This is a genomic window from Arthrobacter sp. NPDC058130 (assembly GCF_042884475.1).
GTDB lineage: Bacteria > Actinomycetota > Actinomycetes > Actinomycetales > Micrococcaceae > Arthrobacter.
In genome coordinates, this window is record NZ_JBHVTV010000003.1 from 37364 (window position 1) to 53317 (window position 15954).

Genomic DNA, 15954 nt, shown 5'->3' on the forward strand with positions numbered 1-15954 from the left:
ATATGAACGCAAGGGTGATGCGCGTCACCTTGTCATCAATGATGGGGGTACACGCAAGAACGGACGCGAGCTGACCACAGCGTGAAGCTCACGGAAGTCCAGCCTATCCAAGGAGAAACACCATGGCCTCTCAACGAGGAGAGTCAGCAGCACTGGCCGCAACCCCGGCCAAGAAGCGCAAGGGACTGGATAAGTCCCACTACCTCTACATTGCAGTCATCGTCGCCGTGGTTGCAGGCGCCGTTGTTGGTCTGCTCTTCCCCGAGGTCGGCAAATCCCTCAAGCCGCTGGGCGACGGCTTCATCAAGCTCATCAAGATGATGATCGCGCCCGTGATCTTCTGCACGATCGTGCTGGGCATCGGCTCCATCGCCAAGGCCGCCACGGTCGGCAAGGTCGGCGGCCTGGCGCTCGGCTACTTCGTGGTCATGTCCACCTTCGCGCTGGCGATCGGCCTCGCGGTGGGCAACCTGATCCACCCGGGCGAGGGCCTCAACCTCGCCCCGTACGATCCGAACAAGAAGGCGGCCGTCGACAGCACCGTTGACTTCCTGCTAGGCATCATCCCGGGCGACATTCCCGTGTTGCCGACCCTCCTCGCCGCGATCCTGGTCGGCTTCGCGCTCCAGAAGATGGGCCCGCAGGGCGCCCCGATCCTCAAGGCAGTAGGCTACGGACAGGCCCTGGTGTTCCGCATCCTCATCATGATCATGTGGCTCGCCCCGGTCGGCGCGTTCGGCGCGATCGCCGCCGTCGTCGGTGCCACCGGTGTCCAGGCCATCTTCAGCATGTTCACGCTGATGGCCGCCTTCTACGTCACCTGCGCCCTGTTCATCGTCGTGATCCTCGGCGGCCTGCTCAAGGTGGTGGCCGGCGTCAGCATCTTCAAGCTCATGAAGTACCTGGGCCGCGAATACCTGCTGATCTTCTCCACCTCTTCCTCCGAGGCCGCACTGCCCCGCCTGATCGCGAAGATGGAACACCTCGGTGTGTCCAAGCCGGTCGTCGGCGTCACGGTCCCCACCGGCTACTCCTTCAACCTGGACGGCACCGCCATCTACCTGACCATGGCCGCCCTGTTCGTCGCCAACGCCATGGGCACGCCCCTGGACCTGGGCGCCCAGATTTCCCTGCTGGTCTTCATGATCATCGCCTCCAAGGGTGCCGCCGGCGTCACCGGTGCCGGCCTGGCCACGCTGGCCGCCGGACTCCAGGCGCATGCGCCCCAGTTGCTCGGCGGCGTGGGCATGATCGTCGGCATCGACCGGTTCATGTCCGAGGCCCGCGCCCTGACCAACTTCACCGGCAACGCCGTGGCCACGGTGCTGATCGGCACCTGGGTCAAGGAGATCGACGGCGGCCGCGTGGACCGTGTCCTCGCCGGGTCCGAGCCGTTCGACGAAGAGACCATGCTCGCCGGCCACACCGGTGTGCAGGACGCCGCCGAAAAGCCCGAACAGCCGGCGCAGCCGGTCCTGGCGAACGCCTGAACTCCAGCCCTGAATCCGGCCTGACCGGACACCACAACGTCCGATGACGCGCAAAGCGCCCGGCAGCCAAGCTGCCGGGCGCTTCGGCGTGCGGGCGCCGGCGTCCGGGTCAGCCCGTCTCGGTCCCGAACCGGGTGACCACCGTCCGGCGCGGCGTCCCGGCGTCGTCGTAGTCCAGCGTGCTGACGCGTACGCCGTACAGTGCGGAGAGCTGCGCGTCGGCGAGGAGCGGCCCGGCCGGACCAGTCACCACACCCTCTGGTCCCATGAGGACCACCGAGTCTGCGAGGAACAGCGCATGGTCCGGGTGATGGGTGCTTACCAGCAATGACATTCCGGTCCGCATGAGTTCCCTCAGGAGCTGCAGGACCCGGACCTGGTTCTTCAGGTCCAGGCCGGTGGACGGCTCATCCAGGACAAGGAGCCGCGAACCGCCTGCGACGGCCCGTGCGATGAGGACGAGTTGCTGCTCGCCTCCGCTCAGGGTCGGAAAGAGCCGGTCGGCCAGGGCGGCGATCCCCACCCGGTCCATGGCTTGCAGGGCGGCGGCCCGGTCCCGGGTGCCGGGGGAGCGGAAGACGCCGATGTGGCGGGCCCTGCCCATGACCACCATGTCCAGGGCCCGATAGCCAAACGTGCTGCTGCGCGCCTGGGGAACATAGCCGGCGGTCTCAGACCTTTCCACCGCACCCTCCCGGACGGCCAGCAGCCCGGCCGCGCAGCGCACCAGTGTCGTCTTGCCGCTGCCGTTCGGTCCCAGGACCGCAGTCACAGTGCCCGGGGGCACCGAGAAGCTGAGGTCCTTGAACACCCAGGTCTGCGGTGTATAGCCAAACCCGGCCCCGCGCAGCTCAAGCACCGTCCCAGATCCTCTCCCGGTTTCGGCGCAACAGCACGAAGAAGACCGGTGCCCCGATCAGGGCGGTGAGGACTCCCAGCGGGATTTCCCCGGCGGTGGCGGTCCGCGCAATGGTGTCGATGGCGATCAGGTAGGCCCCGCCGAGCAGGAAGGAGACCGGCAGCAGGACACGGTGGTCCGGGCCCACCCACATCCGGGTGAGGTGCGGAATGACCAGACCCACCCAACTGATGACGCCGCTGACGGCCACGGCCCCGGCCACCATGAGGGCCACCGCGGCGAGGATCGTCCAGCGCAGGGGCCGCGGCCGGAGCCCCAGGGCGGCGGCGTCGTCGTCGCCGAGGGAGAGCACGTTGACCCGCCACCGCAGCGCCAGCAGGACGACGCAGCCGGCGGCAATCGGAATGAGGGCCACGACCACCTTTGCCCAGGTTGCGGTGGAGACACTTCCCAGCAGCCAGAAGACGATTGCCGGCAGGGTGGTGAACGGGTCCGCCAGATACGTCACAAGGGCCACCAAGGCGGAAAAGAACGAGGCCGTGACGATTCCGCCGAGTACCACCATGAGGATGTGGGCGCCGCCCCGGCCGGAGGTGATGAGGAAGACGATGGCCAGTGCCAGCAGCCCGAAGCCGAACGATCCGCCGATGAGCGCCACCGGACCCAGGCCCAGCAGCAGGGCCAGGGCACCACCGAACGAAGCACCCGATGACACGCCGATGACCTCCGGACTGACGAGGGGATTGCGGAACACAGCCTGCAGCGCTGCCCCGCCGATCGCGAGGCCGCCACCGACCAGCATGGCCAGCAGGACCCTGGGCAACCGGACCAGCAGCACCACGTTTTCTTCGGCCGCGGGAATGCCCGAACCGAAGGGCACGATCCGGGAGGCCAGGATTTGAGCGACATGGGCGAGGGGCACGTTGTAGCGGCCGCTGGCGAGTGCAAGCGCCGACACGGCCGCGAGGACGGCCAACGCGAGCAGGCAGGGTCCGAGCACCTGGCGCAGCCCCGGCCCCCGGCGGCCGCCAGGGTATCCCGTGGTCAGTGGCTGGGCCTCACGAAGCATCGAACTGCCGGTAGTTGGCCGAGGCGCCGTTGGCTTCGGTCCACAGGATCTTGTCCATTTCCGGGGCTGACAGCCGGTAGCGGTACAGGAAATCGAAGCAGTCGGTGGTCTCGTCCCTCAGCGCGGACCGGTCCCCGGACGGGAAACTGATATCGCTGAGCCAGCGCCACATCAGCTGCGACTCCTGGCCGGGAGGATCCCAGCGGTATCCGCCCAGCGGGACCTTGTAAACCCGGTGGGAACGCACGGCGGACACGCTCTGCCACACCGGGTTGCCGTAGAGGTCCGCGGGCATCGCCTCGTCGAAATTCCCGAGCAGGATGACCTCCGGATCCCAGGCCAGGACCTGTTCGACGTCCACCCCCACCATGCCCTTGCCCTGGAGGCCCTGCGGGCCGGTGGCCGGATTGTGGCCGCCGACGAGCTTGATGTAGAAGTCGTTGTAGCTGCCGTTCCCGGCGACCTTGAGCCCGCCGCTGAACCTGTTGAAGTAGATGATGCCCGGGCCGCCGGTGCCTCGGGCGGCGGCCTCGGCCTGGATGGATTTCAGTTTCTCGTCGCTGCGGGCCTTGATCTGCACAGCCCGGTCCGGCCTCCCCAGCAGTGTCGCGAAGAGCGAGGTCCAGGTATCAACATCCTCCTGCGTGCCGGTGTTCGTGATGCCCAGGACTTTCATTCCGGCTTGTTCCAGCGGAGCTGTCAGGTGCGCATCGCTCCACTGGACGACGACGTCGGGGTTCAGCGCCCTGATGCTTTCGACATTGGGCGTGAAGTCGGTGGTGGCGATGTCGTGCGGGATGTTCAGGGCGTCCGGGTACATGGTGCCCATGACACCGTCGCGCATGGCGACCCAGGAGGCGTTGTGCATCCCGGCGAGATGGCTGGTGCCCTGGTCGACAGCGGCGAGCAGGGACGCGGTCGGCATGGGAATGGTCACCACGCGGGTGACCGGGCGGTCGAAACTCAGGACAGTCCCGCGCTGGTCCGTGACCTGGACGGGGCCCGAGGCGGTTCCCGACGTTCCTGGCTGCGGGGTTGACTGCGGCGTCGTGCTGCCCTGGGCGCAGGAAGCAAGAAACAGCGCCCCTCCGCCGTAGAGGGCCGCTGCCAGTACTGATCGTCGGTTGGCTTCGGGGCTGCTCATCGGCCTACCTCCCGGGAAGGACCGCATGCAACGGCCGTCCGCTCCGCGCCGGCAACAGCATTGTCCCGGTACGGCATTTCCTCACAGCATCCGCCGAATGCACAGGGGTGTCAATGCCGGCCACGGGGCATTGTTTGCCGACGGGCGGCGGTGCTAGCCTCGCATTTATCCCCTGTGAAACGAGGCCACGGGATGCAAGTCAACGGGATGCAAGTCAACGGGGCACAACTGTTTGTCCGGTACGCATATCCGCCGAATTCGCGGGGCAGTTGCGGGCCGCCTGACAGCGATGCGCTGTTGCAGTACGGCCAGTCCGGGGTGACCGATGCGGGCCTCCGGGAACTTGCCAAAGGGTTCGCCGGCGCCTGGCCGTACCTGGAGCTGATCGCCGGCGCCACGGGCAACCCGGATCCGCTCGACTACGGCGTGGTCGAGGCGTACTGGGTGGGAAATGCGCTGCTGGATTCCGTGGGGGTGCGCAGCATCGGCAATTCCATGGAGGACCGGTTCCGCGCCCGGACGGGCCATCAGTTTCCGCACCTGATGGAAGGGGTCATTGCCGGCGGCGTACCGCACCACAGCTTCCATGTGCTGGAAATCTATCCGTGGCTGGGACTCCTGCGCGATGACCGCCGCTCATCCACCGCACTGAACGTCCTTGACCAGTGCCGGATCCGATGGGGCGAAGTGGTGGCCGTCGAAGGGGACAATGCCCTCGTGCGCTCGCGGCCCCTGGCCTGGGACGGGATAGCGCTGTCACTCGGCGAACCGGTGATCGAGACAGCCAAGTACGCCGTGGCCGGGACCGGGTTCATCGCCGACCTCGCCGCCGGAGACATGGTGTCCCTCCACTGGGACTGGGTGTGCGACCGCTTGACGCCCGGGCAGCTGCACAGGCTCCAGCACTACTTTGCGCGCCACCTCAAGATCGCCAACTCCGGCGTGGAGCACCGCGGCGCCGCAATTGCGCTCGAATAGCGGGCCCTGGCCTGCAGGCCGGGGCAGCCGGTCCGGGGCAGGGCCTAGGGGACGGTATCCGTGGGGTCCGGGCCGCGTCCCAGGAGCTCAAGTCCCGTCATTGCACGGTCGGCGCCATCCTCGTCCACGCGCTCCAGGGCGAAGCCCATGTGGATCAGCACCCATGTGCCGCTCTCCAGGGGGCCGTCGTCGAGAAGCCCGATGTTGATCTTGCGCTGCACGCCGGCCACGTCCACCAGGGCCAGCTGCCCGTTATAGCCGTCGATCACTTCGATGATCCGGCCCGGTATTCCCAAGCACATCCGCGCTTCCTCCTCAGCCTGCTCCATCCGAACCCGCGCTCGCCGTCTCTGTGTTTCCCGTCTCTGTGTTTCCCGTCTCTGTGTTTCCGGCCGCTGTGCTTCCCGTGTCTGTGCCGCGGGACGCCAGGCGGGACGTGACCAGGGTGCGGACTGCCTCCACGGCTGCCGGGACAGCGCGGGACACGTCCTCGGACAGTTCCATGCCGTCGTCCGTTCGCCCGGCGATGCACCCCACCAGGTAGGTCTCCGGCAGCGATCCGCCCAGGATGCGGAGACGGCGCAGGACAGCCAGCGGATCCATGCCATGCGGATCGAACGCCGGGTTGACCGGCAGGCCGGCCGGCGTCACCGGGCCGCCGCTGTCCAGGTCCTCGGCCCGGATCTTCAGGATCCGGAGGGTCCCGGCGTCCAGGCTCCCGTCCGCCGGTGCCGGCAGAACATCCACGAGCACCAGCGCATCCACTCCGTCCAGGAGATCGTAGGCGAGGTGCAGCCCGCGGACCCCGTAGTCCTCTACCTGCACTTCTTCCGGGGTCCAGCCGGGCAGGCCGGAAACCTCCTCCGCCAGGCGGTGGGCGACAGCTGGCCCAAACCCGTCGTCGCGGAGGAACACGTTCCCCACGCCCGCCACGAGAACCCGGCTCACGCCGTGCCTCACATCCTGCGCATTTGCACGTAACGCTTGATGTCCGGAATTGAACGCAGTCCGACGACGGCTGCGGCCAGGCCCACGGCCAGCAGGAGCACGAAAGTCGTAATGCCCAGACTCTTCATGGTGATGGTTCCTTTCCGTTATCCGGGGCCGGTGCCGCGGCGAGCGGCACGAGTTCCTCGGGGGCGAAATACAGATACCGGCCGTACCATTCCTGCAGGTCGGACGCCGGGTCGGCCTCGAGGACCACCGCGACGTGCGTTCCGCCGTCGACGTCGAAATGGACTCCCGTGACCCGCCCGGCTTTCCCGGCGAAGAAGAGGTCCTGGGCGTCGGCGCGGCGCATCGGAACAACGCGGACCCGGCTACCGCGTGAGACCGGGATGCCGTCGATGAAGACGGTGTCGGATTCCGGATCCACGGCGGCGTCCCGGCCCGGATCCCACCAGGGCGTACCCGCGCCCGTTTCCGCGGCGGGTTCCGCATCGGCGCCGTCGCCCGGGACGGAATATTCGGGGACAGAAAATTCAGCGAAGTCGCCGTATCCGGAGGCCCCGGATCCAGGCGGCAATCCTGCACGCGGGTTCCGCAGGATGCCGTGCAACTGCTGGAGCTCCTCTGCGGTCATGTTTTCGCAGCGTTCGATGATCGCCGCCGCCCGGGCATCGGTGGACCGGGCCTCGGCCTTTTCCTCATCGGTCAGCGTGAGCACCCGCAGGGTCAGGATTTCATCGATCTCGGTGGCATCGAACAGTTCCACGGTGCTCTCCGGAGCCACGGCGGGATGGTCGTACAGGATGATCGGGGACAGGAGCAGGACATCGCGCTGCCCCTCGGGGCCGGCCAGCACGGGCCAGCAGCGGTGCTGGTGGCACGAAGCCGCGGCCGCGGATGCCCACTCGGGCGGATCGATCACCGACAGGAAGTCGGCGTCGCGGACAGCGAGCAGGACATGGGCTCCGATGAACGAGGCCTCGATGGCGGCACGCTTGTCAGTGGTCGCGGCCGCGGAGTTCTCCACCGCGACCCTGAGCCGCCAGAGCGGACCATTGGCTGGCACGTCCGCACCGCCGGCATCGGCTTCCGCCCCCTGTGCCGCCCCCTGCGCCGCTACTTGGGTGGCCTGCAGCCGCAGCTCGCCGCGGAGCTCCCGGCGCCGGCGCACGAGCCGGCCGGCCGTGGCGCCGGCCGTGGCGCTCGCCGGATCCAGCACGGTTTCGATGTCCTCGTTGGCGGGCACGTTGATGGGCGCGGCCACGCCCGCGGCAAGTTCGCCGAGGCTGAACGGCCCGAGCGTGATTTCCTGTTCGGTTGCCTCGTCCCAGCTGAGCCAGCGGGCCGGGCCGGCGGTCAGTTCCTCGACAGGGGTGAAGCGGCCGTCATCCGCCCGCTCGGCGGATCTTGTCTGGAGGTGCAGGAAGCGCAGATGGACCTCAACCGTGGCTGCTGGTCCGGGCTCGAAGAGGCAGTCCGCCGCCATGTCCGGTTCCTCGCCGGCGCCCGATGCTGCCGCGCCTGGCGGCCCGAGCACGCCGAACTGCCAGCGGGCCTGGTTCTTGGCGGACGAGGCGCGGTACGGGTACAGAAGGTACCCCTCGTAGAGGACGGCATCGGCGACGGCGCGTGCCAGGCTGAGGCCGGTGTTCACGGTACCGGGTCACCCGCCCCGGCCAGCAGGCCCTCGATTGCCGTCTCCCAGGAAGTGAGGCCGCGGGCCGCCTTGTACCTGGCCAGGGCCGCCAGGACGTCGCGGTCCAGGCGGATCCATCCCTGGTTCGGGAAGAAGGCGTCCATCAATGAGCGCCAGACCGCCACGGGCAGGGCGTAGTGCGATTCCCGGTCCCAGGGAATCTGCTCGACGCCGAAGCCCGCGGCGCCGCGCGTGAACACCGTCCCGGAGAACAGGAACTCCAACGGAATGCTCCCGTCCCGCAGGGAGTTCAGGTACTTCGCCGCGGAGACCTCGAAATCGAAGGTGCACGGCAACGGCAGGTCAACGTCCACCGTGTCGGCAAACCCCTGGACCAGGACGCTGCTGTGCATCCACATGAAGGGCTTGAGCGTGGTGGGCCACCGCCCGCGGCTGCCGAAGAGTTCCAGCAGGCCGGCTTCCTCCCCGGCGTCGTAACCGCGGCGCTGGGCCAGGATCCGCACCTGGCAGCGCAGCGCCATGGCATGGATGGCGGCGCCGCTTCCCTCCTGGATCCGCAGCCGCGCTGTCAGCTGGGGTGCGGCCGCATAGAGCTCCGGCGCGACGTCCAGCACGCTGAAGTCGAGGTCAACCATGGCGGCCCTCAGTCTCTGCCGCGGCGGCGGGGGCAGGGGCGGCGGCGGGGGCAGGCCTGCTGCGGCTGCTGATCCGGTCGAAGAAACCGGCGAGTTCCTGGCGGGACTCCTGGCCGCCGTCGAAGCCTTTCCACACGCGCCGCAGGCGGCCCACCAGTTCGTAGCACGCATCGATGGGGACCAGATGGCAGTCCGCCCGGTCCCGGTCGGGACCGGGGGAGCGGATGAGCAGGGCCTCCGTGTCCGGGGCGAGGACGCTGATGGCCGGATTGGCTGCCTCGACCGATGCCCAGGCGTCCAGGGGGAGTTCCGATTCCGTGGCGCCAGCCGGACTCGGATAGAAAGCGGCGGTCCGCCCGAGGGCCGAGTTGAAGAAGAAGAATGCCAGCCCCACCGGGATTTCCAACTCGTCCCATTGCGCCTGTCCGAGTTCGAAAGGCTCGAAGGAGAGGTAGCGGTCTGGGACGGAGCGGTAGCGCAGGTGGGCCGATGAGTCCGTGAACAGCAGGTAGCAGGGCCGGCAGGTGCACAGCAGCGACCGGCTCTCCAGGTCCACCACGTGCTGGTGGGCCTCCGCAATGGGCTCCGCACACATCTCGCAGCGCTCGCCGGCCGGCTGGGACGGGCGGGTGGAGGCTATCCGGCGGAGCACGGACAGCGCTGACGCGCTGTTGATCCCGGCGCTGTTGTTCATTGGCACCGCCTCACAGCGGGTCCGCGGTGGTGGGAACCGCCACGGAAGGAATCCCGTCGCGGAGCAGCAGCGGCAGGGGATCCAGATGCAGGGCCTTGTCCTCGAGGCAGGCCCCGGCCTTCCGGACGTCGTAGTGGCTGCGGCAGTGCGGGCATCGCAACAGCCCGCCGCCAGCCGGCGCCGCCAGCGCCCGCTGCAAGGTGGCGCCCGGCATGGAGTGCGTGCAGCGGGGACAGCGGTCGACGAACGCGTAGACGTCCGGGCCGATCCGGCACGTGAGCACCTCCACGCCCGCCACCAGGAAGCCGGCAACACCGCCGGACTCCAAATCGGCCAGGGCCGGAACCGCCTGCCACGTGCCGGAGGCCGGCGAGGCGCCTTCATGCGCCACCCAGTCCGGTGCGCCGCCGTCGGAGGAGCCGCCGTCGGAGGAGCCGCCGTCGTGGCCGCCCAGCCCGTCCAGCCGCGAGCGCAGGGCGCCAACCGGGATGAGGGCAGGAACGGCGGCGGGGGAGGCCTCCTCCACTTCGATGGCGGTCACCTCGGGCGCCGCGGTTTCAATCGCGTCCTCGACGGCGAGCTTGAGCGTGACCGACGACGACGGGCAGCCCTGGCAGCTGCCCAGCAGCCGCAGCCGGACGACGCCTTCCTCGCTGATGCCCAGCAGTTCCACATCCCCGCCGTGCGAGCCGAGATAGGGCCGGACGGAGTCGAGGGCGCCGGCGACCCTCCCGGGCAGGTCCACGGGGTGCAGCCCGTGGATCAGGAGCAGGCCCGAGACCAGCGGATCGGACGCCAGGGACGACACCGTTGCGGGACTGAGCACACCCTGCCGGTCCAGCAGCTGCAGGATTCGCTCCAGTCCGGCTCCGTACAGTTCCGTTACCTGCCGGACCAGTTCCTCGGCCCGGTCCCGGGCCACAGGACCGCCGGAACCCAGCGCATCCAGGAGTGAACTGATCCGTTCACCTGCCGAGCCCAACAGATTCTCCCGGTCCATGGCGGGCTATTCCCCGGTCAGCGACTGCGTGGGGGAGTGCAGCAGATCCAGCGTCTGCCCGTTTCCCAGGTACATGTGGACGCCGCACGGCAGGCAGGGGTCAAAGCTCCGGACGGTGCGCATGATGTCGATGCCCTTGAAATGGTCGCGGTCGTTCTCCTCGAAGATTGGCTGGCCCTGCACCGCGTCCTCGTACGGTCCCGGTGTTCCCTCGGAGTCCCGGGGGCTGGCGTTCCAGGGAGTCGGCGGATAGGGGTGATAGTTGGCGATCTTGCCGTCGCGGATCACCATGTGGTGGGAAAGCACGCCGCGGACGGCCTCGGTGAAGCCGCAACTGATGGCTTCGTCCGGCACCTCAAAGGACTCCCACGTCTTGGTCCGGCCCGCCCGGATCTCTTCGAGGGCTTTCTCGGCGAAGTGCAGTGCAGCGGCGGCCGCGTAGGCCTGGAAGTAGGTCCGCGCACGGTTCCGCTCGATTGTGTTGCTCCACTGCGGGATCTTCCACTCCAGGGTCACAGGGCCCTTCAGCGCAGTCTTGGGCAGCTCGATCTGGACGCTGGTGCCCGTGGACTTGAGGTAGCCGGTATCGACCAGTCCGGCCAGGGCGGTCGACCAGAGCCGGGCGAGCGGGCCGCCGCCGGTATCCAGCGCGAGATTGTTTTGGCCGTCAGACCAGCGCGGCGACATCACCCAGCTGTACTTGTCCTCCAGGTCGCGCTTCTGCGGCCGCGGGTTCGTGTGCTGGTTCCAGGGGTGGCGGCGGTCCACCGGGTTGCCCAGCGGATCGCGGGTGACGAACATTTCCTGGTCACCCCAGTCCTCGTAATACGAGGAGCCCAACATGATCCGGATCCCCAGGTTGATCCGGACCAGGTCCGTGGTCACTAGTTTGCCGTCCACCACGACGCCGGGGGTGACGAACATCTTCCGGCCCCACTCCGTCATGTCCTTGTAGGCGAAATTGCAGAACTCCGGATCCTGGAAGGACCCCCAGCAGCCCAGGAGGGTCCGCCGGAGCCCCACCTGCTCGTAGCCGGGCAAGGCCTCATAGAAGAAATCGAAGAGGTCGTCGTGCATCGGCACAACCTTCTTCATGAACTCCACGTACCGCATGAGCCGGGTGATGTAGTCCGTCATCAGCTGGATTGTGGCCACGGTGCCCACGCCGCCTGGGTAGAGTGTGGAGGGATGGACATGCCGGCCCTCCATCAGGCAGAACATCTCCCGGGTCATCCGGCTCACCTGCAGTGCCTCGCGGTAGAACTCGCCGGTGAAGGGGTTCAACGAGCGCATGATGTCCGCGATGGTGCGGTAGCCGTGCTCGGACGCGTGAGGGGCCGGTGTGTTCTCGGCTTTGGCCAGAACGGACGGGTTGGTTTCGGAGACCATTTTCTCGCAGTAGTCAACGCCGACCAGGTTCTCCTGGAAGATGTTGTGGTCGAACATGTACTCCGCGGCCTCGCCCAGGTTGACGATCCATTCACCGAGGCGCGGGGGCTTCACCCCGTAGGCCATGTTCTGCGCGTAGCAGGAGCAGGTGGCGTGGTTGTCGCCGCAGATCCCGCAGATCCGGCTCGTGATGAAATGGGCGTCCCGGGGGTCCTTGCCGCGCATGAAGATCGAATAGCCGCGGAAAATCGATGACGTGCTGTGGCATTCGACCACTTGGTTGTTCTTGAAATCGACCTTGGTGTAAATGCCGAGGCTGCCGACGATCCTTGTGATCGGGTCCCAGGCCATCTCCACCAGGTTGTCACCGGCGGAACCGCCCGCCGAAGGCATCGGAATCGTCGAAGTCATTGCATTGCCTCTCTGCTTGGCGTCCCTACCAGGTCCGCTTGGCGCCGGTCAGCAGATCATTGCCGGGCTTGCGCCACCGTGGTTCCTGGTCCAGCGTGTGCTTGGTGATGTTCCGCAGTGTCCTGATGGTCTTGGCGTAGGGCATGACCGACGCCGTCGAGAGCTTGCCGCCCGGGGGCTCGTCCATGAACGGCATGAATTTGTCCGGGAATCCGGGCATTGTGCAGCCGATGCAGATGCCGCCCACATTCGGGCAGCCGCCGATCCCGTTCATCCAGCCACGCTTCGGGACGTTGCACTTGACGACGGGTCCCCAGCAGCCGAGTTTGACGATGCACTTGGGGGATCCGTATTCAGTGGCGAAATCGCCCTGCTCGTAGTACCCCGCGCGGTCGCACCCCTCGTGCACCGTCTGGCCGAAGAGCCATTTTGGCCGGAGCGCCTCGTCCAGGGGAATCATCGGGGCCTGTCCGGTGGCCTGGTACAGCAGGTACGTCATGGTCTCTGACAGATTGTCCGGCTGGATGGGGCATCCCGGGACGCACACGATCGGGATGCCGGCCTTGGACCGCCAGTCATACCCGAGGTAGTCGGGCACGCCCATGGCCCCGGTCGGGTTCCCGGCCATGGCATGGATGCCGCCGTAGGTCGCACAGGTCCCCGCCGCGATGATCGCCGTCGCCTTCGGGGCGAGCCGGTCCAACCACTCGCTGGTGGTGATCGGCTGTCCAGTGTCGAGGTTGTTGCCGAACGCCGCCCAGTAGCCGCCCGCCGCGTGCAGCTTCTCATTTGGGATGGACCCTTCGACCACCAGCACGAACGGTTCCAGCTCGCCGCGATCGGCCTTGCGGAACCACTCGAGGAAGTCGTCGGCCCCCTGCTGCGGGCCGCATTCGAAGTCGATCAGAGGCCAGTGCATGGCGATCTTGGGTAGCCCGGGAAGTGCCCCGAGGGCAATCTCCTCGACGCTTGGCTGGGTTGCCGCTGTCAGGGCCACGGAGTCACCGTCGCAGCTGAGTCCGGCGTTGATCCACAGGACATGGATCAAAGTTTCTTCCGCTTTCAATGCAGTAGCTGTAGGCATCGTTGCCTCCTTCGGAGCCGGCCCTGCGGCTGCGGCTCGAATGTTGCGTCAGCAGGTCAAACGCGTAGCCCGCCGGAGCGCGGCGCGCTTTCGGCGGCGGCCGTCGCCAGATGGGTGTTCTTCCGGATCCAGTCCAGCCAGCCATCCATGCCCTCGCCGGTGGTGGCCGACAGGGTCAGGACATCGACGCCGGGATTGAGCTGGCGCGCCTGGCGCACGCAGGAGTCGACGTCGAACTCCACATAGGGGAGCAGGTCTGCTTTGTTGATGATCACCAGGTCGGCAGCCAGGAACATGTGGGGGTATTTTTGCGGCTTATCATCGCCCTCCGTAACTGAAATCACGACCACCCGGGCGGATTCGCCGAGGTCGAACAATGCCGGGCACACCAGGTTGCCCACGTTTTCGATGAAGACTGTTGAGCCGGTCATCGGGTCCAGCGCGTCCAGCGCCCGCTGCAGCATTCCGGCATCCAGATGGCAGCCGGCTCCGGTGTTGACCTGGATCACGGGCCGTCCGGTAGACCGGATCCGGTCGGCGTCCAGTGAGGTCTCCTGGTCCCCTTCGATGACACCGATGGCCAGCTCTCCGGCCAGTTCCCGGATAGTCCGGACCAGGAGCGTGGTCTTGCCGGCCCCCGGGGAACTCATGACATTGAAGGCCCGGATGCCGCGGCCTTCCAGCCATCCCCGGTTTCGTGCGGCCAGGAGGTCGTTCTTGGCGAGAAGATTCTCCTCCAGGGAAATGCGGGTCCGTCCGTCCGGCGTGTGGGTGTGCAAACCGTCCGGGGTTCCGGGACGCTCGGGGTGCTCGTAGCCGTGCCCGTGTGCGTGATCGTGTGGATGCTCATGGCCATGATCATGGGGATGCGGGTGTTCGTGATCGTGGGGATGCGGGTGCTCGTGCGGGGCGGCAAGGGGGTACACCGTTCCGTCGAGGTCGGAAACCCTGGTCCCGGCGTCGTCGCCGCATCCGCACGTCGCACACATGTCTACGCAACCTCCACGGAGGTGACCAGGAGTTCCCGGCCGCTGACGATTTCGACATCGGCACTGCCGCACGGACAGAGCAGAAACATGTCCTCAAGGACGAATTCGTCGTGGCAGCTTCGGCACCTGGCCCGGCCCTCGGACTCATCGATGGTGAGGGCTGCGCCGGCGAGCGGCGTGTCAGCTGAAACGACTTCGAAGCAAAAGCGCACGGCGTCCGGCAGGACACCGCTCAGTGGGCCAATCCGCAGGTTAACGCCCGTGACGTGGCGGTCGCCGGTCCGGTTCAGGACCGCCTCAACAAGACCTTGAGTAATCGCAAGTTCGTGCATGAGCCGTTGCCACCTCGTCGTTTCAATGTAGGCCTGTGGGGTACAAACTTCAATACGCCGCCACCGTGCCCGGCGCCGCAGGTCAGCGCGGCGGCAGCCTCCCTTCGCCGGGCCGGGCTTCGTGGGCGCCGTGCCTGCCCGGAGCCAACCTTCGACCTCAGCCGGAACGTCAAGGCTCAAAGCCCGCCGCCGATGTCAACGTCCGTCGAATACCTTGCCGGGCGCTGTAACCTTGGGAGGAACGCGCTGGGCTCTGAGTCCGGTGGCAGGAATATGAAGCACGACAATCACCGTCATCGAAAGTGTGGATAGATACGTGAGCAGCGAACAGGGTTCAGCAACTCTGGAAGGCATCGAACTCGAGCTGGAAGACGCCGTCATGGGCCCCACCGGGCGGCCCCAACGCGACTTTCCGGAGCCCGCACCGCTGTCCTCCCACGGTCCTGCGCGGGTCATCGCCATGGTCAACCAGAAGGGCGGGGTGGGCAAAACCACGTCCACCATCAACCTCGCCGCGGCCCTGGCCGAATACGGCCGCCGCGTGCTCCTGGTCGACTTCGATCCGCAGGGCGCCCTGTCCGCGGGTCTCGGCACGAATCCGCACGAACTCGACCTCACTGTGTACAACGTGCTGATGGACCGCAAAGTGGACATCCGCGACGCCATCCAGAAGACCGGCGTGGAAAACGTGGATCTGCTCCCGGCCAACATCGACCTCTCCGCCGCCGAGGTGCAGCTGGTCAACGAGGTGGCCCGCGAGCAGGTCCTGGACCGGGCGCTGAAAAAGGTCGAGGACGACTACGACGTCGTCCTGATCGACTGCCAGCCCTCCCTCGGCCTGCTCACCGTCAACGCGCTGACCGCTGCCCACGGCGTCATCATCCCGCTGATCTGCGAATTCTTCGCCCTGCGCGCCGTGGCGCTGCTCGTGGAAACAATCGACAAAGTCCAGGACCGCCTCAATCCGCGCCTGCAGGTCGACGGCGTGCTCGCCACGATGTACGACGCCCGGACCCTGCATGGCCGCGAGGTGATCGCCCGCCTGGTGGAGGCCTTCGGCGACAAGGTCTTCGAAACCGTCATCAAGCGCTCCATCAAGTTCGCCGACGCCACGGTGGCGGCCGAACCCATCACAACCTACGCGGGCAACCACGTCGGTGCCGACGCCTACCGCCGCCTGGCCAAAGAGCTGATCTCGCGCGGCGGCGCGCCCTAGCCACGATCGTGGCAGGCGCCGCCGCTCCGCCAGCAAATCCCGGTGTGCCCGTGGAGCTC

17 protein-coding genes are annotated in these 15954 nt (G+C 67.3%); 3 read left to right on the forward strand and 14 right to left on the reverse strand.

Going from position 1 to position 15954, the window contains the following annotated elements; all coding sequences use genetic code 11:
* Positions 1 to 122 precede the first annotated feature (122 nt).
* A complete protein-coding gene (locus ACFVTM_RS07840) occupies positions 123 to 1490 on the forward strand; it encodes a cation:dicarboxylate symporter family transporter (RefSeq protein ID WP_390202855.1) in 1368 nt (455 codons plus the stop codon).
* A gap of 109 nt (positions 1491 to 1599) precedes the next feature.
* On the opposite strand, the gene ACFVTM_RS07845 is transcribed toward ACFVTM_RS07840, so the two are convergent.
* The 3 genes from ACFVTM_RS07845 to ACFVTM_RS07855 are packed head-to-tail and all read right to left on the reverse strand — an operon-like array spanning position 1600 to position 4562.
* The gene (locus tag ACFVTM_RS07845) at positions 1600 to 2349 is read right to left on the reverse strand and encodes an ABC transporter ATP-binding protein (protein WP_390202856.1); all 750 of its coding nucleotides are present in this window, start codon (positions 2347 to 2349) and stop codon (positions 1600 to 1602) included.
* A complete protein-coding gene (locus ACFVTM_RS07850) occupies positions 2342 to 3349 on the reverse strand; it encodes a FecCD family ABC transporter permease (RefSeq protein WP_390202857.1) in 1008 nt (335 codons plus the stop codon). Before ACFVTM_RS07850 ends, ACFVTM_RS07845 begins: the two co-directional genes overlap by 8 nt.
* A 58-nt stretch (positions 3350 to 3407) precedes the next feature.
* Positions 3408 to 4562 carry an ABC transporter substrate-binding protein gene (locus tag ACFVTM_RS07855; protein ID WP_390202858.1) on the reverse strand — a complete coding sequence of 385 codons (1155 nt, stop codon included), beginning with the start codon at positions 4560 to 4562 and terminating at the stop codon, positions 3408 to 3410.
* A 207-nt stretch (positions 4563 to 4769) separates the two neighbouring features.
* Here ACFVTM_RS07855 and ACFVTM_RS07860 point away from each other — a divergent pair, with 207 nt between their 5' ends.
* Positions 4770 to 5540 carry a DUF6390 family protein gene (locus ACFVTM_RS07860; RefSeq protein ID WP_390203215.1) on the forward strand — a complete coding sequence of 257 codons (771 nt, stop codon included), beginning with the start codon at positions 4770 to 4772 and terminating at the stop codon, positions 5538 to 5540.
* 44 nt (positions 5541 to 5584) lie between these two features.
* Here ACFVTM_RS07860 and ACFVTM_RS07865 read toward each other — a convergent pair whose 3' ends face one another.
* The 11 genes from ACFVTM_RS07865 to ACFVTM_RS07915 are packed head-to-tail and all read right to left on the reverse strand — an operon-like array spanning position 5585 to position 14679.
* Positions 5585 to 5842: a HypC/HybG/HupF family hydrogenase formation chaperone gene (locus ACFVTM_RS07865; protein WP_390202859.1), complete on the reverse strand. Its 258-nt coding sequence runs from the start codon at positions 5840 to 5842 to the stop codon at positions 5585 to 5587.
* Between the two features lie 13 nt (positions 5843 to 5855).
* The gene (locus ACFVTM_RS07870) at positions 5856 to 6488 is read right to left on the reverse strand and encodes a hydrogenase maturation protease (RefSeq protein ID WP_390202860.1); all 633 of its coding nucleotides are present in this window, start codon (positions 6486 to 6488) and stop codon (positions 5856 to 5858) included.
* Between the two features lie 8 nt (positions 6489 to 6496).
* Complete coding sequence (locus tag ACFVTM_RS07875) at positions 6497 to 6616, reverse strand: DUF6893 family small protein (RefSeq protein ID WP_390202861.1); 120 nt, start codon at positions 6614 to 6616, stop codon at positions 6497 to 6499.
* Entirely contained in the window at positions 6613 to 8142 is a 1530-nt protein-coding gene (locus ACFVTM_RS07880) for a hypothetical protein (protein ID WP_390202862.1), read from the reverse strand. The genes ACFVTM_RS07875 and ACFVTM_RS07880 overlap by 4 nt, the downstream gene beginning before the upstream one ends.
* Positions 8139 to 8780, reverse strand: a complete 642-nt coding sequence (locus ACFVTM_RS07885) for a DUF6084 family protein (RefSeq protein WP_390202863.1) — start codon at positions 8778 to 8780, stop codon at positions 8139 to 8141. Before ACFVTM_RS07885 ends, ACFVTM_RS07880 begins: the two co-directional genes overlap by 4 nt.
* Positions 8773 to 9474, reverse strand: a complete 702-nt coding sequence (locus ACFVTM_RS07890) for a DUF5947 family protein (RefSeq protein WP_390202864.1) — start codon at positions 9472 to 9474, stop codon at positions 8773 to 8775. The genes ACFVTM_RS07885 and ACFVTM_RS07890 overlap by 8 nt, the downstream gene beginning before the upstream one ends.
* A 10-nt stretch (positions 9475 to 9484) precedes the next feature.
* Positions 9485 to 10474 (reverse strand): NifU family protein, encoded by a 990-nt coding sequence (locus ACFVTM_RS07895; RefSeq protein WP_390202865.1) that lies wholly within the window; start codon positions 10472 to 10474, stop codon positions 9485 to 9487.
* Positions 10475 to 10480: 6 nt separating this feature from the next.
* The gene (locus ACFVTM_RS07900; protein ID WP_390202866.1) at positions 10481 to 12274 is read right to left on the reverse strand and encodes a nickel-dependent hydrogenase large subunit; all 1794 of its coding nucleotides are present in this window, start codon (positions 12272 to 12274) and stop codon (positions 10481 to 10483) included.
* A gap of 25 nt (positions 12275 to 12299) precedes the next feature.
* Complete coding sequence (locus ACFVTM_RS07905; protein WP_390202867.1) at positions 12300 to 13358, reverse strand: hydrogenase expression protein HypE; 1059 nt, start codon at positions 13356 to 13358, stop codon at positions 12300 to 12302.
* Positions 13359 to 13414: 56 nt separating this feature from the next.
* Positions 13415 to 14347: a hydrogenase nickel incorporation protein HypB gene (hypB, locus tag ACFVTM_RS07910; RefSeq protein ID WP_390202868.1), complete on the reverse strand. Its 933-nt coding sequence runs from the start codon at positions 14345 to 14347 to the stop codon at positions 13415 to 13417.
* A 2-nt stretch (positions 14348 to 14349) separates the two neighbouring features.
* Positions 14350 to 14679, reverse strand: coding sequence for a hydrogenase maturation nickel metallochaperone HypA (locus ACFVTM_RS07915; RefSeq protein WP_390202870.1), 330 nt, complete (start codon positions 14677 to 14679; stop codon positions 14350 to 14352).
* A gap of 316 nt (positions 14680 to 14995) precedes the next feature.
* Between ACFVTM_RS07915 and ACFVTM_RS07920 the strand changes: the two genes are divergently transcribed.
* Positions 14996 to 15895 carry a ParA family protein gene (locus tag ACFVTM_RS07920; protein WP_390202871.1) on the forward strand — a complete coding sequence of 300 codons (900 nt, stop codon included), beginning with the start codon at positions 14996 to 14998 and terminating at the stop codon, positions 15893 to 15895.
* Positions 15896 to 15954 lie beyond the last annotated feature (59 nt).